Source organism: Vibrio cionasavignyae, from assembly GCF_050337155.1.
Lineage (GTDB): Bacteria > Pseudomonadota > Gammaproteobacteria > Enterobacterales > Vibrionaceae > Vibrio > Vibrio nomapromontoriensis.
In genome coordinates this window covers 18,872-40,771 of sequence record NZ_JAKJSR010000019.1, presented here as the reverse complement: position 1 = coordinate 40,771, position 21,900 = coordinate 18,872, and the positions used below count along the sequence as shown (strand labels likewise).

Sequence of the window (21,900 nt, the reverse complement as noted above, 5' to 3'; positions counted from 1 at the left end):
CATAGAGCAAACAATAGACTTAGAAATTAAATAAGGTATATGGTATGCGCCCGAACAATGGAAATAGTGAAACAAGAACGCTAACAGTCTCAGCCTTTATTGCTACAGTCTTTGCTGTTGGTGGTTTAGTTGTAGGATTGGTAATGGGCTCTCTTGTCATCGCTTTTGACGGAGTGTATTCATTAGTCAGCTTGCTGTTAACATTATTGTCACTGGCAGCAGCAAACCAATTAAAAAATAATCAGAGCATGTTATCTCTGCTTGGCCGTAATCGTGTTGAAGCCATCGTGATAGCCATTAAAGCGTCAGTGATTCTATTGATAGTCAGTGTCTCTTTGTACTCGGCCGTCTCTGCCATGTTTACTGGTGGACGTCCAATTGACACCTCTGTAGCAACGATTTTTGGCGTATTAAACGTACTCGGCTGTGGTTATGCATGGTGGTACATTGAAAACAAAAACAAGGCTTTGTCTTCAAATTTAATTAACGCTGAATCAAAACAGTGGCAAATGGACACCATGCTTAGTGTTGCGGTGACTGCAGGCTTTATTGTGGCTTGGTTTGTCGAGCAAACACCATGGGCAAGTTATAGCATCTACGCAGACCCTATGATGATGATTCTAATGTCAGCCTACTTTATTAAAGTACCTGCTGTGATGCTAAAAGAAGCGTTCACTCAGCTTGCGATTGAAAGAACAAAGCGCGAACGCCAAAACCGCCAATCGCGAGCCACACGCACAGCGGCAAGTAAACGAGTTGCTCCAAGTAAACGAGTAGCGACAACAAGCGCCTAAATAAGCTTTAAAAGTCTGCCTTTAATCAACAACATTAGGATGAGAGAGATGCTGGTAATGCCGTATCTCTCTTTTTAATCCCTTGAACGTTTCAATCGCCCCATCAATGGCTAGCTGATTCACTAACCAGTCAGGGAGTGCTCCCCCTGGATCGGCAAAAGCGGTATACATAATAAATACCTGCCCACCGCCTAACTTAGTTAACTCCCAACGAGACTTCACTTGAGTAATACGAACAAAGCCAGCTTGCTTGGCAAGATAATCAGATGCGTCCCGTATCTCCAATACAAAACGTTTACCTTGCTGGTAGTAGCGAGAATACGTCACCATATCACGATCTAACGCAGGCCACGGTGCAGCGAACGTCGTGTAAACAATATTTTCATTGACCGATAGTTGTGACAACACCTTAGTTTGATCGACGTTATGCAGCCACGTCGGCACATGCTCAGTATCTTCAAAAAGGAGCAAGAACCCACTAAAAGTTGTCTCCACATCAGCATGAACTCGAATTTCGACCAGCCCATCCTTATGCTCTCGTTTATACAAGGTGATCGCATCTTGGTTGTAACTCACGAGCCAAGGCTTACGTTGTGTCTGGACAAACGTTGTTGTTTCCGCAAGCGTTTCTGTTGATTTGGCGAAACAGACTATGGGGAAAACCACCATAGCCAACAGCATTAAACGAATACCTTGCTGTAATTGATATAGGTACAATAATCCATCCCTGTCAAAGATAACCCACTCTATCCATTACGTTAGTTTAACAAAGCGCTTTTCGCGAACTAATGACCAACACCAAATATCTACGTATTACTCACCGTTTTAGTTTTCTCTCTCGTCGCCCAATAGCATGTCAAAGACCCTACGGTCACCATGATCACGCCTTGCCAAAATGACGCGCCTAGAGCCACTGATAAATAAAATGAAGAGAAAATAGTCGATAGCACTGGGGTAAAATAGGAGAACGTCGCTAATAACATCATATTGCCGCCTATAATGGCGTGATTCCATAACGCATACCCTGCTCCCATAACCGCCCCGGCAAGCAGCAAAGTCAACACAGACGGCAAAGAAAACGTCATGCCTTGCTCATCACTCAAGGCATACTGAACCCATAATACACTCGCCGTGGCAATGAAAAACAACACAATAGCATTTTTGCCATTGCTCATTATCGGCGTAATATTGCAATATACCGCCCAAATAAACGCTGCTGACACTGCCATAAAATAGCTAGTTGGATTTGAGGCGATATTCTTCATAATAAGTGCAAGCGATAACCCTTCATCGCCTGTAATACACCAAACCACACCAAAAAATGCCAGCAGCACACTTGGATAGACCATAATATTAATATGGCGCTTACTCATAACAACCGCAAATAGCACGGTCAATGCTGGCCACAAATAATTAATGACCGCCATTTCTATGGCCTGATGGCGATCGTTAGCCATTCCTAATGCTAACGCAAGAAAAATCTCGTAAGTAACAAATAAACCCCCTCCGACTATCAAGTATTTAACCGAAAAGTCTTTTGGCTTAGGTACACCCATTACGAGCGTTAAAGCAATAGCACTGACCGTATACAATAATGCCGCACCACCAATAGGTCCAAACAGCTCAGCAATATTACGAGTCAATGCGAGTAAACCACTCCAAAGTAATATCGCACTGATACCAAAAAGCGTGTATTTATTCGAGCCTAATCCCGCCATCATCTCTCCTAATATCTAAACTCAGCACCCACACCAAAAGAGTTATAAGCAAGCACTATGCAACTTATGACGTTTCAATTAACCTTTACCATGCAGGTGTGAAAAATATCCGTCAAATCCTTGGAGATACAGTGCATTTGCATTTAGAAGTGGCTAAACTCGCCGTGCATTTTTTACTATTCTCGTGACCAACACTTTAACTATGTCCTACTTTTTGTCTATAAAAAAACTCTTACCCCTCATGTTTATTGTGATGCTTAGTGGCTGTGTATCCTCAAGCATTGACCCGTCACGATATGAAAAAACCACTTCATATACGCTCATCAACGACGAACCAACTCGACTGGATCAATATTTCGAACGAGAAGTGGCTTCACACTCATTAACAAAAGAAACCGGATTTTATCCACTTGATAAAGGGCACGACGCATTACTTGCCCGACTCGCTATTATTGAAACGGCACAATCAAGTATTGATGTGCAATACTATATTTTCCGCGATGACACCGCAGGTAACCTCATTGCTTGGCGTTTATTTGAAGCGGCAGAGCGTGGCGTTCGCGTTAGGCTGCTTCTCGATGACATGCAAAATTACGACGACAGTGACTTAGTACGATTTAGTAGCCATCCCAATATCGAAGTCCGTATGTTCAATCCACATCACCTACGTACGGCTCGCGGACTTGCCATGCTCAGTGATTTCGAACGTTTAAACCACCGTATGCACAATAAGTCTTTAACCGTCGATGGCGTCGCCTCCATCATCGGAGGACGAAATGTCGGCAACGAATACTACTCCATTGAATCTAATGTGGAATTTGCCGATTTGGATCTTCTCCTAGTGGGTAAAGCCGTCAGACAAGTCAACCGACAATACGATCTTTATTGGAATAGTGATTATTCAATCCCCATTGAATGGCTAACCGACAACCAATTGCAATATACCGACGCCGATGTGGATGCGTGGGTGCAAGCACAAGGCTTAGAAGAAAAGTTTTCCGGTGGCGCACATGACTTTGCCAAACTGCCCCTTTACAGTGACTTGCTCAATGGCACTATTAAGCTCTATTGGGGCGAGGGGGATCTCCTTTATGATCTCCCAGATAAACCAGACAGTAAACGAAGCACACTTATCGATAGCCTCGGCGCTGTCATTAATGAAGGTAAAACGTCACTGGTCCTTATTTCCCCCTACTTTGTCCCCACAGAGTCCGGTGTGAAAGAATTTGTCAAAGCTGTTGAAGAAGGGCGTGAGGTGATCATTATTACCAACTCGCTAGCCTCAAACGACGTCTTTGCAGTACACGGTTGGTATGCCAAATACCGACAAGACCTTGTCGAAGGAGGGGTGCAACTTTGGGAAGTCAAATCTAACGCCGAAATTAAGAAGAACTGGAGCTTAACCGGTAGCAGCCGTTCTAGTTTACATACCAAAGCGATTGTAATAGATAAACGGAAGATTTTCGTTGGTTCAATGAATTGGGATCCACGATCTGCCGATCTCAACACTGAAATGGGTGTCGTCATTGAGCAGCCTGAGTACGCACACAAAGTTTACCTAGAAATTATGAAGGAAATACCCAACACCGCCTATCAAATTGAAGTGGTTGATGGCAATACCATCTGGGTTGACCATTCCACGGGTGAAAAGCTCACTACTGAACCTGACGCCAGCATATGGCGAAGAATGGGGGCTTGGTTCAGCGGCATCCTACCAATTGAAGAGCAACTCTAACACCTAACGCATTAACACGACCTTCAACGCCAACCCACACTTCGGCTATACGCTGGCGTTGGCGTTGGCGGTCAAATTGCAGCCCGTCGTTGCCGTTGGGGATAACGCTTGCAGATACAACGACATAGAGCCGTCATAAATCGCCTTTTTTTCCTCTCGTTCAATAGTGGTAAACTGCACCGAAAATGCAAAACCATGTAAGTAGTCCGCAAATAAGTTCACAGCATGTCTCTTTGCATCCCCCACTAAACCAATATCAGAAATCACTTGCTCAAATCGAGTCATGAATACCTCAGCAGGCCCACTGCTGCGCATTTTTAATAGCGTTTCAAGTAAGCCCGGATAATCACTTAACAACGTAAGGTAGCTCCAACCTAATTCGGTCAGTTCTTCTTGCCAGGGTGCTAACCCTGCAGGCTGATAAATACCTTCAACAAGTGAAATAGCCACCGTCTCTAACAATTCCTCTTTATTGCTAAAATAGTAATAGATGGCCATAGCATCAACGCCAAGCTCAGTCGCTAGCTTTCGAATGCTTGGTACAGACCCTTGCTGCTGCATCAGTGTCTTAGCGGTGTCTACAATCATTTTCTGACTTAGGTTGGGGCCTGATTTAGAAGGGCGACCACGTTTCTTTGGCTTGACAGTCATATGAGTTCCTAGCTAAACTTATTTTCTACACTGTAGAATTATATATTAAACCTCACCTCTTTCAAACTACGGAGTCTACAACAATGGCTAACATCGTTTATATTGCTACCAGCCTAGACGGCTTTATAGCTGATAAAAACAATAACTTAGAGTGGCTTCACGACGTTCCAAACCCCGAAGGATCTGATTTTGGATTTGTCGACTTTATGGATCGTATTGATGCCCTAGTCATGGGACGTAATACTCTGGACGTCGTGCTCAGTTTTGATTGCGAGTGGCCCTACTCTAAGCCTGTTTTTGTACTCAGTAATACAATGAAAGAAGTGCCAAAAGGGTACGAAGGTAAAGTATTTTTAATAAACGGTGACCTAAACGACATCGTCAAAGACTTAAACACACGAGGTTACCACGACCTTTATATTGATGGTGGAGTCACGATTCAAAACTTCTTACAAGCAGACCTGATTGACGAAATGATTATTACCACCATCCCAATTTTGCTTGGCGGAGGGATTTCTCTGTTCGGTTCACTGGATAAACCAATAAAATTTAAGCATCTCTCAGCGCAACGTTATGCCGACTGCATTGTTAAGAATCGATATATTAAGGCGTAGCAACAGCGCAGTTTTTCTGTAAGGGAGAAACGCACTTTATGGCGAGGCACCCTGCTAGTTACCCATCACCCCCAAAGGGCGCTTACCATCGCAAGCGCCTTTTTCTAAATCATATAAAGGGCTACTGCCATGGTTACTCCAACGATGATCTTCCCTCGCAAGCTTGCGGTACTGACTGGGAGTAACACCAATATACGTTTGAAAAGTTTCGTAGAAACGACTACTCGAGTTAAAACCAACGGTCAACGAGACATCGAGTATGGTTCGGTCGGTATCGCTTAGTAGCGCACGTGCATGATTAATGCGCATAGCGGTTATGTATTGCTTAATCGTCATCTGCATGGTGCGTTGAAACACATTCATGGCGTAGTTAGCATGCAGGCCAATATGCTCCGCAATATCTTTAATCGTTAGAGGCTGATTATGATGTGTAGCAATGTATTCCAACATTTGACTCACGTAGAATTGCGAGTGCTTAGATACCCCTTTATTGGTCGATTTATCTTGTTTATTGATAAGTAGTTGTCGCCAGCCATCTAGACAAACTCGTTTTAGCATCAACCCAATTTCATCAATCGCCAATTGCTGACGGCTTTCGGATGGGTGATTCATTTCTTCTGCCCATCGAGCAATCTCAAATTCACTGATCAGCGAAGCTGAATTAGATTGTAATACGCTACCATGGGTGATTTGGTTCACTAAGTCTCGGCTTAGCGTCCAAGACATAAAATGGTGAATCGGAATATTGATGATACCCATGTTATGGCTTTGACCCGGGTTTGTCAGCCGATGCGGGACGGATGCCCAAAACACACCAATCGTGCCACTTTTGACGACAACAGGACTACCATTAATGATGTATTCCACATCATCCCCAAATGGAATATTCACCTCAACTTGCCCATGCCAATGGTAACCCGGCATAGAATGGGGTGGCCGCAGTTCAATATCAATTTTCTCATAAGAAGAATAAAGCGACAGAGGACTGACCGAAACCGTATCTGAAGAATACTTGTCTTGAGTGATCACTTTAAGGGCATCTTGGTCGTACTGTTGCATTTATCACTCCTTAGGAAGTTGTATAAAAGAATCTTAACCAGTTACTAAAAATAAAACTCTGAAGGTGATCATAGAGCGGAACTACCCTAATTCATAAGATCTTGTTTATGTGATTAAAGTCAGTACGTTAACTGAAAACCCACAGTTATTTCACCCGTGCTATCCGCAAAAACAACAAAGTTATCCTATTTCCTAAGATTTTAATTTTTCCAAGTTGAAATATTAGTAAATGGGAGAGTGATTGGTTTATCTGAGACGAATTCCCCCTTGCGCAAGGTGTACCTTATCTCCATCGAAACAGAACGTTAAGAGATAGGATTCAACTATGAAAACCCCTAAAATTACCTTTATTGGTGCTGGCTCCACCATTTTCGTTAAAAACATTCTGGGTGATGTTTTCCACAAGCCTGCGCTTAAACAAGCACAAATTGCATTGATGGATATCGATGAACTGCGTCTAGAAGAATCTCACTTAGTCGTCGGTAAACTCATGGAGTCAGCAGGAGCCACAGGCACCATCACCTGTCACCTTAACCAAAAAGAAGCGCTAAAAGACGCGGATTTTGTGGTGATTGCTTTCCAAATTGGTGGCTATGAACCCTGTACAGTCATCGACTTTGACGTCTGCAAACGCCACGGCTTAGAGCAGACTATTGCCGACACATTAGGCCCTGGCGGCATTATGCGATCGCTACGTACCATTCCCCACCTCTGGAGTGTATGTGAAGACATGACAGAAGTATGTCCAGATGCCACCATGTTGAATTACGTCAACCCAATGGCGATGAATACATGGGCGATGTATGAAAAATACCCGCATATTAAGCAAGTTGGTCTGTGCCATTCCGTACAAGGAACCGCCGAAGAACTTGCCCGCGATTTGGATATCGATTATGCCGATCTTCGCTACACGTGCGCAGGGATTAACCACATGGCTTATTACCTGACTTTAGAGAAAAAAACACCGCAAGGCCACTACGTCGACATCTATCCCGATCTTCTTCAAGCGTTTGAAAGTGGCAAAGCACCAAAACCAGGCCTTCACCACAATGGGCGCTGCACAAACCTCGTTCGCTACGAAATGTTTAAGAAGCTTGGCTACTTTGTCACAGAGTCATCGGAACATTTTTCTGAATACACGCCATATTTTATCAAACCAAATCGCCCAGATTTAATAGAACGTTATAAAGTGCCACTGGATGAATATCCTAAACGCTGTGTAGAACAAATTGCTGATTGGAAACAAGACTTACAATCCTTTAAGAACGCGGATCAAATTGTGGTTCAAGAATCGCATGAGTACGCGAGCACAATTATGAACTCTATCTTGACAGGTACACCAAGCGTAATTTACGGCAACGTAAAAAATGAAGCCTTAATCGACAACCTACCTCAAGGCTGTTGTGTCGAAGTAGCGTGTTTGGTGGATGCGAACGGAGTTCAACCACTAAAAGCGGGTCGCCTACCAAACCACTTAGCGGCGTTGATGCAAACCAACATCAATGTTCAAACTCTATTAACAGAAGCTATTCTTACCGAGAACCGCGACCGAATTTACCATGCAGCGCTGCTTGATCCTCACACCGCAACCGTACTTGGGCTAGAAGAGATATATGCATTGGTTGATGACCTCATCGAAGCTCATGGCGATTGGTTGCCAAGTTGGGTTCATCAGTAATGTCATTTCAAAAATAATAGTTTAGCTATTAATAATTTAACTAATAATAACGTGAACATCAGCGCCCTCTCAAAGAGAGGGCGTAAGGAGCAACAATGAGTATTTCTATGAATACCAAGCTAAGCTACGGCTTTGGCGCATTCGGCAAGGACTTTGCCATCACGATCGTCTACATGTACCTCATGTTCTATTACACTGACGTGGTTGGGATCTCGGCAGCCGCTGTGGGAACCATCTTCCTTGTAGCCCGTATTTGGGACGCGGTGAATGACCCTATCATGGGCTGGATCGTCAACAACACGCGCAGTCGATGGGGCAAGTTTAAGCCATGGATCTTAATCGGTACTATTGCCAATTCTGTCGTACTCATTCTGCTATTTAGTGCCCATTACATCGAAGGACCGTGGCTTATTGCCTATGTTGCTGTCACTTATATTCTTTGGGGTATGACCTATACATTAATGGACATTCCTTTCTGGTCTCTCGTACCCACGTTAACGCTCGATAAACGCGAACGTGAAGAACTGGTTCCCTACCCTAGGTTCTTTGCTAGCTTGGCATGGATCGTCACCGCTGCGATTGCGATGCCATTTATTAATTACGTCGGCGGCGACGATAAAGGCTTCGGATTTCAAATTTTCACCTTTTTACTGATCGCCTGTTTCTTAGTCTCAACTTTTATCACTTTACGTAACGTTAAAGAGCGCTACTCAACCGCCAATTTAGACGCTACGCAACCGGAAGAAAAAGTATCGCTGAAAAAATTGCTCACGCTAATCTACAAAAATGACCAACTCACCAGCGTGCTCTGTATGGCGTTGTCATACAACTTAGCGACCAACATCATTATGGCGTTTGCGGTGTACTACTTCACCTATGTCGTTGGCAATGAAGCCTTATTCCCTTACTACATGGCTTATGCTGGCATCGCCAATCTCATTACTCTGGTGCTATTCCCTAAACTGGCGCAAATGTTTTCACGCCGCGTCTTATGGGCCTGCGCATCTAGCTTTCCAATCCTAGGCAGTGCTGTCCTTATCTATGTCGGCATGTACGACAAACAAAGCATCCTACTGATTTCAACAGCAGGTGTGTTACTGCAAATTGGTACGGCCTTATTTTGGGTGTTGAATGTTATTATGGTCGCAGACACCGTTGACTACGGCGAATACAAACTGGGATCGCGCTGCGAAAGCATTGCTTACTCAGTACAAACGTTGGTGGTGAAAGCTGGCTCTGCGTTTGCCGCATTCTTCATCGGTATTGCGCTCACCGCAGTGAATTATATTCCGAACGTAGAGCAAAGCGCTGACACCGTATTCGGCATGCAGTGCATCATGGTAGGACTACCCGCATTCTTCTTTGCTATCGCGCTCATCATTTACTTCCGCTACTACAAGCTAAACGGCGCTTATCACCAGCAGATTCAAGACCATCTGACTGAAAAATACGATCACGTTACCAATGACCGCTCTGACCACGAAAAACCAACGAAACCAGTAGAGCCAGCGCAAGTGCTATAAACCCTAACAACAAAATCAGTACAGATTATTCAATCTGTACTGATGCACTAACACGTCAAACATCGGCTAATCATTCCACTTCCAATAAAGAGAACAGTATGAAACGTAAAGTCCTTGCATCCGCAATCACTTTTGCCCTCACACTATCTAGCGGGGCAATTGCACAACAGAACGATAACATAATTGTCAACCCTAGCTTTGAAAACAAAGGCTTAGGCTGGAGCTATTGGTTCGCCAATATCAAAAGCGATCAAACCCATGAGGGGGAATACAGAGGCCGTATCGCACAAGGCCAAAACCATCACATCAGCCAAGAAGTAACTATTCCTGAAAGCGGCTACTACGATTTATCCGCGTTTATCGTCAGCCCAGGGCAAGACGCCACTCTCGCAATAACAAATTTGTACGATGAAATATTAGTGCGTGACAAAGTAAAACAAAGCTCTAAATATAAACGCAATAAGCTTAAGCACATTCCTTTAGAGAAAGGAGAGCAACTGAAAGTCTGGTTCTCCGGTTCTAAGCGTGGTGGAGTAAGTGTAGATAGTGTCGGGCTAATTAAAAATAACAAAAATAAACCGCTCAATTTCAATCAGATCATTCAATTTTCAGCTCACGAACAAGTCGGGGCAACCAACCTCAATAAAAAGTCCCAGCAAATAACGTTCTACGTACCTTACGGTACTGATTTAAGCCATATCACCATCGACGACATACTGATCTCATCCAACAGTCAACTATCGCTGAAAAGTGGCGATACGGTTGATTTTACTCAGCCAGTGCGCGCCATCGTGACAGACAAAAAAGGCAATAAGCAGCGATGGACAATCAAAGCCATCGAAAAAGAAAAACAAGTTGTCGTCACCTCTTCCAATCAAAAGCTGCAAGATTCCTTCGAGTGGGCGATGGATAAAACCCGCCGCTTTGTGATGACAGGGCAACATGATTTACTCAACCGTGATGAGTTCAATAACGATGGGGACGGAACCGCTGACTACATTCCTTCTTATTGGGCCGGCTACTTTGATCGAACCGCGTTCTATTCACGGGATTTTTTACACCAAGCCAGCGGGGCAAAAATTGCGGGGCTGGATCTCGAAAACTTCTCTATGTTCAAGACCTTTGCTAAACACGCTACCGAATCGAGAAAGTGGTACACATTATGGGCAATTAACTTCGACGGTTCGGCCCACACCATCGACTACAAAGATGACGACTGGTTTGTGCGTGAGGTGCCCGCACAATTCGAGTTTGTAGAAAAAGCGTGGCAGCAGTACCAATGGACGGGTGATACGCGCTACATTGAAGACGAAGACTTATGGCGCTTCTACACCAAGGTGCTTACCGACTATATCGAGTTGCATGACGACCAAGATCCCAATGGCATTGCTGAAGGTTACGGCGGTATTTTTGAAGGCTCCGCCACTTACAACGAGCGTGGGGAATTCCCAATTGAAGCCGGAGATGGCATTGGCTCGCAGTATCAAGCTACGGTCGCCTATTCCGCCATGCTAGAAGCAAGAGAAGAATACAGTGAAGCTGCGGTGTGGCGCGAAAAAGCACAGCAACTCAAAACTTACTTTAATGAAGATTGGAGTATCGCCGATCCCGACAAGCCGCTGGACAACTACGTCAATATTGTTCAAAGAGACGGTTTCCGAATGAACGATTTTGGCAAAGAAAACAGCTGGTTTATGCCGATGAAACGTATCACCGAACCCGGTGAGCGCAACGACAGGTACCTAGACTTTATTGCAGAGAATTTGGGCGATGGTATCGGGACAACACCGGAAGCACCAAATAACATTGAAGCCTACACGTATATCCCTGAAACCTACTTCCCATACAACCGAAATAACGAAGCGTGGAAGTGGATGCAGTACATTATGGATATCAAGGACCAGCCGCACGAACGACCAACGCAAGGCACCAACGGCGATTACCCTGAGATCTCTTTCACCTTCATCTCCAATACCATTGAAGGCTTAATGGGGATTAAACCCGACGCGGCGAATCACAAATTAGTGACAGCGTCACATTTGCCAGGTGATATTGACTGGCTAGAAGTGACACAACTGCCAATGGGCAATCATGAGGTGACTATTCGCCATGATGGATTGCACCAATCAACACTCACTAACGATTCAACACAAACATTACAATGGGAAGCTTGGTTCTATGGTGACTATGCATCACTAACCGTCGATGGACAATCCATCAAAGCCAAACAAAAGCAAGTTAACGGGCAAACCGTCAGCTATGTGACGGTTTCAGTATCCGCCAATGAAACAAGGGTTGTGAAAAAGCCATAATCAACAACAGGCCACCCGCATATGGGTGGCCTGTATAACATCGTGGATGTTAACCCACTTCTGTAGAGAGCGCTCCATCAGGGCTTTCAACATCGCCATTCATTATATTTGCCACAAATTGAGCCCGTGCACCTAGTATGATTTGCAGTCCATTTGAACCAACGTGAATCACTCCCATAGCACCTAATGCTTTAATCGCATCATCATCGACCAATGAAGCATCTTTAACTTGTACACGTAAACGGGTAATACAAGCGCCAACAGTGATGATATTACCTTTACCACCAATAAGGTGAGTAATCTCACGGGCAAGTTCATCGTTTTCTAAGGTAATGGCTTTACTTTCTGTATTGTCTCGTCCAACCGTTTTCAAATCAAACTTACGAATGGCAAGCCTAAATACACTGTAATAAATAGCAGCCATCGCGGGCCCCCAAATAAACAAGTTCACCCAATTAGTTTTAAACCCGTCCATACCCGGTAGCACACCAAAAGAAATAAAATCAATAACACCAGCGGAAAATGTCTTACCAATATGAATATCTAATGCATAAGTCACCGCATAAGATACGCCGGCCATTATTGCAGAAAATAGGTACAGCATTGGCGCAACAAAAATGAAGGCAAACTCAACGGGCTCCGTGATTCCAGTAACGAAAGAAGTAAGCGCAGCAGAACCAAGAATACCGGCTGCTATTTTTTTGTTTTTATCTTTAGCTTCATGGTACATGGCTAAACAAGCGGCAGGAAACGCAAACATATAAATAGCAAAGTTACCTGACAGAAATTTCCCAGCATCTTGGTATTCTGGCGTTGAAAAGCTCGTCACACCGTCTTCTAGCATTTTAAACCAAATTGTATGGTCACCGTTGACTATAGTACCAGCAGCGGTGGTGTACTCACCAAAAGAGAACCAATAAGGACTATAAAAAATGTGATGAAGCCCGACGGGGATTAATGCCCTTTCCATAAACCCATATATAAATGTCGAGATATACATATTACCGCCATTAGCCATGTGGGATAACGCATCAATTCCAGATTGAATATATGACCAGATGTAAGGCAGTACTAAACCAATGATAAACGCAGAAAATGCAGTGACAATAGGGACAAAACGCTTACCGGCAAAGAACCCTAAGAAGTCCGGCAACTTGGTATCAAAAAAACGTTGATACATTGTCGCAGCCAAAATACCTGCAATTAAGCCACCAAAAACCCCGGTTTGCAGGGTTGGTATTCCCATAACCATCGCATAGCGACCACCACTCATTGCCATTTCTGGCGTGATACCTAACGCGACCCCCATGGTCCCATTCATTACTACCATTGCAACAATAGCGGCTAATGCTGCAATGCCCGACTCTTTCGTTAACCCAACTGCGGCCCCTACCGCAAATAATAGCGCTAGATTGTCAAATATTACACCACCTGCGCGAAGCATTAATGGAATATCAAATTTGGCTCCAAACGCTAACAGCAAACCCGCTGCAGGTAATATGGAAATAGGTAACATAAGTGCTTTTCCAATTAAGGAAAGCTTTGATAAAGCGATTTTTATATTATTAACCATTATCGTATCCTTGACGAATGTAATGCGTACTCCAATACAATATTAAAAATTGACAATGTGAAGGTTACAAATAGATGTAAATTTGTAACCTTCACTTTACAAACCAGCCTAAAGTTAATGCTACACATTTTGCAACTCATTATTTAACACTATTAAAACGTAGAAAAGCCAGTTATATAAACTGGCTTGATTACTTGTTCTCTTTACACAGGGAGGAAAAAATTACTAAGGAGCTAACCGACAATAAGCGGAACCATCGCAGTCAGCATGTGTTCTAACCGCACCATAAGTGCTAGTATTCCATACATAAACAGTTTCTGTCACGTTGGATGTCAGCGGGTCAAGATAACCATCATCGTATTGCGTAAAATAGTATTTCTTAAATTTGTTTAGCTTTATTGTTTCATTCGTACCTGGTTCTGTTGGGATATTATAAGTCACTTCCTCTATCGCGTTCGCTGGAAGGCGAGCCTTCAATGCATCAATCTCTACATTCGCTACATCAAGGTTGGCATTAGTATAGGGTTGGTCTTGACCAAACATTATTTTACACTTAGCTTGATCACCCAGTCTATACGCTGCAGTAATCAACGCCTCCTTGGTGATAAAATGATCAATGTGAGTTCCATTCGCAATTGGTACCAATGCCGTACAGTTATCACGAACCAGTATCGAGGTAAAGTTGTCTACCATCATACTAAACGTATCAATTTCTTGCTGTCTAAAGTTTCTAAATGTTCCTCCGGGACCACCACCAGCTGTTATATCTCCGGAATACATTCTAAGTGGTGCATCGTAATATCCATAACTTCTGAATCGAAACTTATCCCAACTAGTGAATAAATCCGTGAGTGCATCATAGTCTTCAGCATAACGAGATTGAGTGATCTTCAATACTCGCTTATTTGTCAGTACGTCATGATGATTAGTTGAGTAATTAGATGCGCCAAACATGACACTCACTACTCTTTCATCACTATCATTTTCTAGGTTCATACTAGAAATAAACCCAGAAAATACCAATAGTGCATCATCATGATGCGGGCTAATAAAATGGTATTCTTCTGCATTTGTATTTGGGACTAAAAGCAAAGAAGATAAAACAATACTCAGTGATGCACCCTTCATTATTACGTCTCCATTATTTATGTTAAGTCATTCAACATAAGCATTGTAACTATCCTCACCCCCATTAAGCTTACATTTTATTATAAGATTGTAAGCTTAATTTAACAAATCACTCTATAGCACATAATTAACGCACTCTTTCAATATTGATCGCATTCAAATGGCTAATAAATACCGAAGATGATATCGACGAATCTAAAAAATAACGATGGAGCTCTTTCGACACTGCATTTTGTATGGTTGGGTTTACTGCCATCGAGTCGATAAAACTTGGAATCGCTCTACCCGCCTTTCTCGCCTGATTGAAATCTTTAAACGATTGTTGCTGACAGCGATTTAAGCCATCAACCGATACATTGTTTAAGGCGGGAATTGACCCTTTCTTTCGGCTAAACTCCAAAAGAAAATCCGGTGACGACAGAGCGGTAGCGACCGCAGAAACATCCATGGTCTTATTTCCTGACGTTTTAAAGAAAGCTAGGCTATCTATATTATAGATATAGCCTTTGTCCGTAGACGGAAATGGTGTGCATTCTATGAATTCAGGAAGTCCACCATGTTGGTGAATCATCTCCCCTAATGCCCAGTCCCCTGTCAGCTGAAACGCATATTCACCTTCTAATAGTGCATCGGTCGCTTGATTCCAAGTCAATTTTGGAAGGTGGCTACCCACTATATTGGCTATTTCCCTAAAGCGTCTCAATGACTCTAGCGTTTCAGTACTATTCAAAGCCGTAGGATCCAGATTAACAAATGCCCGCCGATAGTAATCAGCACCACCTACACCATAGGCTATGTTTTCAAACATCTGGACGATTTGCCAAGGTTCATCACCCATTGCTAGCGGTTGAATTCCGCTCTTTTTCAACGCTTTTAGCGCGCTCACTAACGAGTCCCAATCTGTGGGTAAAGGAATATTGTTAGAGGCTAGCACCTCGTTATTAGTCCACATCCAATTCAATCGATGAATATTAATAGGTATTGCCACATAAGCACCTTTGTACTTATGTATTGATTGAATCTCCGTGTATATCGTTGAATCCCAATGATAGTACTCTGAAGGCTCATCAAGTTCATGGAGAAAACCTAGTGCCGCCCAAGATTTAATTGAAGGCCCCTCCATTTGCGCGATATCTGGAGGCGTACCAGCTATCGCTTTAGCCTGTAATATCGCTTTAGCTGGAGCGCCCCCTCCACCAACGATAGGCTCACTTTCCAATGTCTCTGGCAATCCTTCAAATACATCAGTCACTACTGAAAACGCCGCCTCTTCACCGCTTGACGTCCACCAGTGAAGCAGCTCAACGGATTGACTGGAAGCCACGGGCATTGAAAGGAAGACCACGATAAAACATAACCACCGTCTCATAATAGATCTACCAAAGCCAGTCTCACAACAAAACCACCATCTAAGCTGTTTTCTAACAAGATATCTCCTCCATGAGCCCTAGCGATACTCCTTGAAATTGAAAGCCCTAAACCTGAACCATCTATCTTTTTATTCGTCGCTCTAAAATAAGGAGAAAATACCTTTTCAAATAATACTTCATCAATCCCTGGCCCCGAATCATGAATAACGAATTCAGTTCTTCCAGCCTCCGAACTGACCTCTACACTAACAAAGTCTCCATATTTAATTCCGTTATCTACCAAATTAAATAGACAACGCTTAATTGCTAAAGGTTTACCGTACACTTTTGTCTTTGGAGCTATTGATACCGTCACTCGCTTCGACTCCCTGTTATACACAGCGGCACACTGTTCGAGTAAATCATTAATATCAATCCAAGCCAGCTCTTCATGTATCTCGCTATCTTTCATACACTGCAACGCACCATCAAGCATCATTTCAATTTCAGTCAGTAATTTTTCAAATCGGCTTCGAGTCGGCGCATCATCCAACATTTCAGTTCTCAGTTTAAGGCATGCTAACGGGGTTTTAATATCGTGAGAAATTGCATTAAAGAAAGTTTCTCGATCTCGCAGATAGGCCTTGATACGTCTGTTCATTTTATTAAACGCATGAATGGCAGCTTGAGTTTCTGTACTTCCCTCCTCCGTTATTTCTTCGATTCTCATTTGTGCTCCCATTAAAGTTGCAGAACGGGCTAATGAACGAAACGGACGGACTTCTTTTTGAACGACAAAATAGGAGACACCAACCAACATAATCGTTGCAATCAACAAAAACACCAATTGCCTTCCATCCAAAAATGTTTCCGTTAAAGAACTAAATGAAAGCGGCATTACCGTGGCTAAATACAGCCACTCATCGTTACTAAGTTGAACCTGTACGACAACGATAGGCAGGTCTAACTCTCCTAATACAATACTATAGTCCTTCCAGAGAGCGGGTAATTCTTTGAGTGTGATTCCCGAATTAAACAGTAACATCTCATCTCTTCGCGTAAGTGTTACATCAATTAACGAGCTGGGGATACTAAGTTTGTCTTGAAGCAACATTTGAGCACGGTGTTCAAGGTCTGGTACAAATGTATGCTGAGTAAGAGAAGGGATAGATAACGAACGATTATTGATAGATATAAAAAACCGAGTACCTCCTACGTTTCGTAATTGCTCTAAGACCAAGTAGCGGTAATTCACTGGCAAATCAGCAAAATAATCAATAGTCTCAAAAGCTGCTGCGCTTATAGCAGCCATCGCCTGCCAAGCGGAGTCTCGCTTTGATGTCGATGTTGTCGTAAACCACACAATTCCTGCAATAATTTCGGCTACTATTATTACAGCGAGCATGGAAAGCGTAATACGCGCAACCATTGACTGGAGAAAGTTTCTGTTAATCATTAGCAATTAGAATCGATTGCCAGCATATAACCACGGTTACGAACGGTGATGATCGTCGTGCGGTCTTCATCCCTGAGCTGCCTTCTTAAACGGCTAATTTGGACATCAATTCCACGCTCCAGGGGCTCGGCCTCTCTACCCCACAGTGTTTGGGAGATATCATTGCGGCTTAGCAAGCGATTCGGGAATTCCAACATCAAGCTAAGTAACCCATAGTCTGCACTTGATAGTGATATCAGCTCGCCATCATCATGACGCAATTGACGCTTTAGCGTATCAAATGTCCAATCTAAAAAACGTATTTTACGATCCGTACTGTTATCACTAAAACCACTTCGACGTAATAACGCCTTAATTCGCGCGAGTAGTTCCCTTGGATTAAATGATTTAGTTATATAATCATCAGCACCAATTTCTAGCCCTGCAATTCGATCGGCATCATCAGTAACTGCGGTGAGCATAATAATTGGAACTTGCGAGTCACGTCTTAGCTTTTGACAAAGCACTAAGCCATCATCTCCCGGAAGCATGATATCTAGGATAATTAAATCAGGGGTAATATCTCCAAGTTTTCGCCACATTTCTTCGCCATCGTGAGCGGTGTGTACTCGAAAGCTTGAACGCTCAAGGTATTCGCTCAATGCATCAAGTATTTCCTGGTTGTCATCAACGACTAAAATTGTTTTATTTTCCATGCCTCCCCCTTACGATATAGCTACTCGCCCACTCTGACGAAAGAGTAACTGAGAGACAAGCGCCATAAGAGGAATTTGTGGGTGATCTCCTTAATGTAATAAAGTGCTTACATTACAGCGATAAACAAACTTTTCCTAAACTACGCAAGTGCTATGATCAACCCAGCCAAAACCAAGCTCACGCCAACGCCACGAGTATAAAACCACTTCTCGTTTAAAAACCAAATACCCATCAATACACCAAAGATGATACTTACCTGTCTCAATGCCACCACATAGCTGACGTTATCAACCATGGTCATGGCGAACAGTACCATGCCGTATGTCAATGCCATCATAATACCTGCGGTTGCGGAGCGATAACGGTACTGCCACGTTAAGGCTAACTCATGACGCTTACCAGTGAGTAGCAGCCAAGTAATGAGGACAATAGCGATAGCAGCAAACTGCATCCCTAGAAAAAATATCGCAATCTGATGGGACGATAAACCGTCTGTTTCGAGCTGTATCCAACTCAGTGTTTGTTTGTCTACGATCGAATATATTGTCGTGCCAATGGCGGCAATCAATGCCCAAAACACACCTACGTTGGCGTACGAACTGAGCCGAAGGTCGGTAAAGTGCCTCATCGGTATTATTAAGCAGCCAAGCGTTAACACCGCAAAGCCGAACCACGCATTGACAGTAAGCGTTTGCCCGATGACGACCGTTCCCAACCCAACCATAAGCACAGGGAGTGCTCGTGCAATCGGGTACATGACGCCAATATCACCAAGGTTATATGCCTTAAGAAGGCCCACGAGGTAAATCACCTGACCAATGGCACTGAGTAGCAATAGCCCCCAAAACTTCGCAGATAGGTTGTCGACACCAATAACCGCAAGACACCACAGCAAATATGGGGAGAGTAAAATAAGCGGAGCCAAGGCTGCCCCTAAGGTAAACGAATACCCCGAGCCACCATTCGATTTACCTAAGATATTCCAGCCTGCGTGCAATAAAGCCGAACAAACCACCAAAATAATTGCGTAAAGCGCCAAAAGGAATTCCTTAAAAAAAAGCGGATGCTAAAAACATCCGCTAATTATCCATTCACCGTTTAAAGTAATGAAAAGCTCACACTAACGAGTCAACTGAGCCACAGACTCAATGCTGATCGCATCGTGGCGCCAATATTCAATATCACAATCAATAAGCTCACCATGCTGGTTGTAGTTGATACGTTCTACCATCATCGCTGGCGTGCCCGACGTTGCCCGCAAAGCCTGTGCCATTTCGCCCAGTAAGGAGGTAGTACTGACTCGGTATTTAACCTGGCTGTACACCACGCCATATTGCTCTCGATAAATATCCGTCAAAGATAGAGATAAATCATGGCTAAGCAAATTAGGAAACTGCTCGGTGCGAATATAATTCGTCACAAAAACGACTGGCCTATCTTCAAGATATCTAACGCGATCAACTCGGAAAATATCGGAAAACGGAGGCAACTGAAGTAACTCAGCGGCTTTTTTGGTGGCCATCATCGCTTTTGCTGCAACCAACGTCGTTTTTGGCTGCCTATGTTGACTCAAAGCCATATTGGTAAAGTTAAGGGTTTCTGTTGGATCGTACTTAAGTGGTTCCGGTGAAATAAACCAACCTCGACGATCTTCCCTAAAAATTCGACCTTCAGCTTCCAGTAGCGACAACGCTTCTCTCAACGTCACACGCGTCGTATCAAACGATTCCGCTAGCTTACGTTCTGCGGGCAGCTTCTGCCTAGGCGCCAAGGTGCCCGACTCTATTTGCTCTACAAGCGCATCTTTTATTTTTACGTATTGCACTTAGTATCCTTATTCCGTTCTTCCGTTCCTGGTAAATTAGACATTCTCATTTGCAAGCTCTATCGTACGCGCCACGCTTGTGTCTTGCCTTCAAGCCATTTACCAATCACCATATGCAGCAATTTAGCTACTGCTGCCGACATCATGATCATCACGGCCATGGCGGCTGCAGATCCGGTCTGACCCGCATCATCCATATTTAGCACCGACACCGATGCCGGAATCGTTTGGGTTGAATATAAGAATACTACTGCCGAAGTCGTTGTTAAAGCGTTGATAAATAAATATATCGCTATATCTAATACCGCAGGCAAACAGCACGGTAGGGTAACCTTAAAAAACAGCTTATATTGCGGCAGTTTAACCGACGCCGCCGTTGCCTCTATTTCAGTAGGTAATTGTTTTAACGCGGTTAATGCCGTCATATGCCCTACTGTATAATAGTGCACCACGGTATTAATCACTAAGAATGCCATTGTGCCATACAGCACACTCAGCGGATTATTGGCATCATTAAAGTAGAAAATGTACCCCAAACCAAGCACTAGCCCCGGCACCGCCATAGGAACGACACTCATCATTTGCATCCACTGCCGTAGTGGAGCAAACGCACGTCCTTTTTCAATACCATAAGCACCAAGAAAGATGACAATAGATCCCACGATAGCCGTCCACATACCAAGCTTTAAGGAGTTGAAATAAGGATCCCAACCATACGTACTCATTTCCGCGAAGTTATAATTGTTTAGTGTCAGTGCTTTGTTCCATGGCCAGAACGTAACCAGAGAGCCATAAATAGCCATACCTAGTACTACTACAACTGCAAAAGAAATGAACATGCAATACAGCAAGCTGATGCTATCACGCAATTTGTTTGGCTCTGGTTGATACGGCACTGAGCGTGAATCCAACATGCTCTTTTGTTTCTTTTGCACCCAGCGATCAACGGTAAACGCTAGTATGGCAGGCAGTAACAACAAGATACTGGTGACCGCACCCATTGAAAAATTTTGCTGGCCGACCACCTGCTTAAAAATGTCAGTGGCTAACACGTTGTAGCTACCACCAATCACTTTCGGTACACCAAAGTCACAGACAACGAGCGTAAATACCACAATTAACGTACTAATTAGACCGTATTTAGCGGCAGGCAATGTCACCATAAAAAATGTTTTGATCGGAGAGGTATTGAGCGCTCTGGCGGCTTCATACAGACGGGCATCCGAGGTGCGCAGTGACGTCGTTAGAATCATGAGTGCATGCGGAAAGGTCCAGAAAATCAGCCCCAGCGAGATACCAATCACACCGTATACCGAGTTGCCCTGTAGCAACTCTTTAGCGACGCCCTGATTACCAAACAAAAAGATTAAGCTAATCGCAGGAAGTAACGATGGCGCTAGAATGGGAGCGGCCCCCATAAAGCGGAAGAAACCTTTATAAGGCATACACGTTCGTGTTAACGCATAAGCATACCCAAAGGCTAAGGCCCCCACGACCACAGTTACAATCAAACCAACAGTAACGGTGTTGCTCAGGGATACCCATAGGCTATCGGTTGCAAAGTAGGCCGAGAAATTATCTAAACCGACAAATTCACCGTCGCTGTTTTGGACACTTTTTTTCATCATTGCCCATAGCGGCATAACGATAAACAGCATCATAAAGATAAAGATTAACGTCAGGAGACTTAGCAGAATCCAATTATCCTGACTCATCTTGGCGCTAGCCATTACCGCGCGTCTTTTCATTGTCTCGCCAAAAGAAAGCGTTGAAGTTGCGTCCATACTGC

The 21,900-nt window shown here is 43.7% G+C and carries 16 protein-coding genes and 2 pseudogenes; 6 read left to right on the top strand and 12 right to left on the bottom strand.

Translation table 11 applies throughout. From position 1 onward, the window contains the following. Positions 1–44 precede the first annotated feature (44 nt). A pseudogene (locus L4D74_RS15280) lies at positions 45–683 on the top strand (cation efflux transmembrane domain-containing protein); the annotation flags it as partial. 132 nt (positions 684–815) lie between these two features. Here L4D74_RS15280 and L4D74_RS15275 read toward each other — a convergent pair. Both L4D74_RS15275 and yddG read right to left on the bottom strand, forming a co-directional pair. Continuing rightward, positions 816–1,511, bottom strand: coding sequence for an START domain-containing protein (locus tag L4D74_RS15275; protein WP_428753045.1), 696 nt, complete (start codon positions 1,509–1,511; stop codon positions 816–818). An 89-nt stretch (positions 1,512–1,600) separates the two neighbouring features. Next, a complete protein-coding gene (gene yddG / locus L4D74_RS15270; protein WP_428753220.1) occupies positions 1,601–2,512 on the bottom strand; it encodes an aromatic amino acid DMT transporter YddG in 912 nt (303 codons plus the stop codon). A 202-nt stretch (positions 2,513–2,714) separates the two neighbouring features. Between yddG and L4D74_RS15265 the strand changes: the two genes are divergently transcribed. Beyond that, complete coding sequence (locus L4D74_RS15265) at positions 2,715–4,247, top strand: phospholipase D family protein (protein WP_428753044.1); 1,533 nt, start codon at positions 2,715–2,717, stop codon at positions 4,245–4,247. 45 nt (positions 4,248–4,292) lie between these two features. Here the strand turns inward: L4D74_RS15265 and L4D74_RS15260 are convergent, their stop codons facing one another. Continuing rightward, complete coding sequence (locus L4D74_RS15260) at positions 4,293–4,898, bottom strand: TetR/AcrR family transcriptional regulator (RefSeq protein ID WP_428753042.1); 606 nt, start codon at positions 4,896–4,898, stop codon at positions 4,293–4,295. 83 nt (positions 4,899–4,981) lie between these two features. On the opposite strand from L4D74_RS15260, the gene L4D74_RS15255 reads away from it, so the two are divergent. Next, on the top strand, positions 4,982–5,512 hold the full coding sequence (locus tag L4D74_RS15255; protein ID WP_428753040.1) for a dihydrofolate reductase family protein: 531 nt from the start codon (positions 4,982–4,984) through the stop codon (positions 5,510–5,512). A gap of 54 nt (positions 5,513–5,566) precedes the next feature. On the opposite strand, the gene melR is transcribed toward L4D74_RS15255, so the two are convergent. Next, positions 5,567–6,571 carry a transcriptional regulator MelR gene (gene melR / locus L4D74_RS15250; protein ID WP_428753038.1) on the bottom strand — a complete coding sequence of 335 codons (1,005 nt, stop codon included), beginning with the start codon at positions 6,569–6,571 and terminating at the stop codon, positions 5,567–5,569. A gap of 325 nt (positions 6,572–6,896) precedes the next feature. Between melR and L4D74_RS15245 the strand changes: the two genes are divergently transcribed. The 3 genes from L4D74_RS15245 to L4D74_RS15235 all read left to right on the top strand — a co-directional run bounded on the left by L4D74_RS15245 (position 6,897) and on the right by L4D74_RS15235 (position 12,084). Then, positions 6,897–8,249, top strand: a complete 1,353-nt coding sequence (locus L4D74_RS15245; RefSeq protein ID WP_428753037.1) for an alpha-glucosidase/alpha-galactosidase — start codon at positions 6,897–6,899, stop codon at positions 8,247–8,249. A 95-nt stretch (positions 8,250–8,344) separates the two neighbouring features. Then, on the top strand, positions 8,345–9,772 hold the full coding sequence (gene melB, locus L4D74_RS15240) for a melibiose:sodium transporter MelB (protein ID WP_428753036.1): 1,428 nt from the start codon (positions 8,345–8,347) through the stop codon (positions 9,770–9,772). A gap of 98 nt (positions 9,773–9,870) precedes the next feature. Then, complete coding sequence (locus L4D74_RS15235; RefSeq protein ID WP_428753034.1) at positions 9,871–12,084, top strand: hypothetical protein; 2,214 nt, start codon at positions 9,871–9,873, stop codon at positions 12,082–12,084. Positions 12,085–12,133: 49 nt separating this feature from the next. Here the strand turns inward: L4D74_RS15235 and L4D74_RS15230 are convergent, their stop codons facing one another. The 8 genes and pseudogenes from L4D74_RS15230 to L4D74_RS15195 all read right to left on the bottom strand — a co-directional run. Beyond that, positions 12,134–13,657, bottom strand: a complete 1,524-nt coding sequence (locus L4D74_RS15230) for a PTS transporter subunit EIIC (RefSeq protein WP_428753032.1) — start codon at positions 13,655–13,657, stop codon at positions 12,134–12,136. A gap of 225 nt (positions 13,658–13,882) precedes the next feature. Further along, positions 13,883–14,785: a hypothetical protein gene (locus L4D74_RS15225; RefSeq protein ID WP_428753030.1), complete on the bottom strand. Its 903-nt coding sequence runs from the start codon at positions 14,783–14,785 to the stop codon at positions 13,883–13,885. A gap of 127 nt (positions 14,786–14,912) precedes the next feature. Continuing rightward, positions 14,913–16,154 (bottom strand): ABC transporter substrate-binding protein, encoded by a 1,242-nt coding sequence (locus tag L4D74_RS15220; protein WP_428753028.1) that lies wholly within the window; start codon positions 16,152–16,154, stop codon positions 14,913–14,915. After that, entirely contained in the window at positions 16,151–17,563 is a 1,413-nt protein-coding gene (locus tag L4D74_RS15215) for a HAMP domain-containing sensor histidine kinase (protein WP_428753026.1), read from the bottom strand. Before L4D74_RS15215 ends, L4D74_RS15220 begins: the two co-directional genes overlap by 4 nt. A 26-nt stretch (positions 17,564–17,589) precedes the next feature. Beyond that, on the bottom strand, positions 17,590–18,285 hold the full coding sequence (locus tag L4D74_RS15210) for a response regulator (protein WP_428753024.1): 696 nt from the start codon (positions 18,283–18,285) through the stop codon (positions 17,590–17,592). Positions 18,286–18,425: 140 nt separating this feature from the next. Continuing rightward, positions 18,426–19,325, bottom strand: a complete 900-nt coding sequence (locus L4D74_RS15205; protein WP_428753022.1) for an EamA family transporter — start codon at positions 19,323–19,325, stop codon at positions 18,426–18,428. A gap of 81 nt (positions 19,326–19,406) precedes the next feature. Then, entirely contained in the window at positions 19,407–20,111 is a 705-nt protein-coding gene (gene phnR / locus L4D74_RS15200; RefSeq protein ID WP_428753020.1) for a phosphonate utilization transcriptional regulator PhnR, read from the bottom strand. Between the two features lie 59 nt (positions 20,112–20,170). Next, a pseudogene (locus L4D74_RS15195) lies at positions 20,171–21,823 on the bottom strand (putative 2-aminoethylphosphonate ABC transporter permease subunit); the annotation flags it as partial. Positions 21,824–21,900 lie beyond the last annotated feature (77 nt).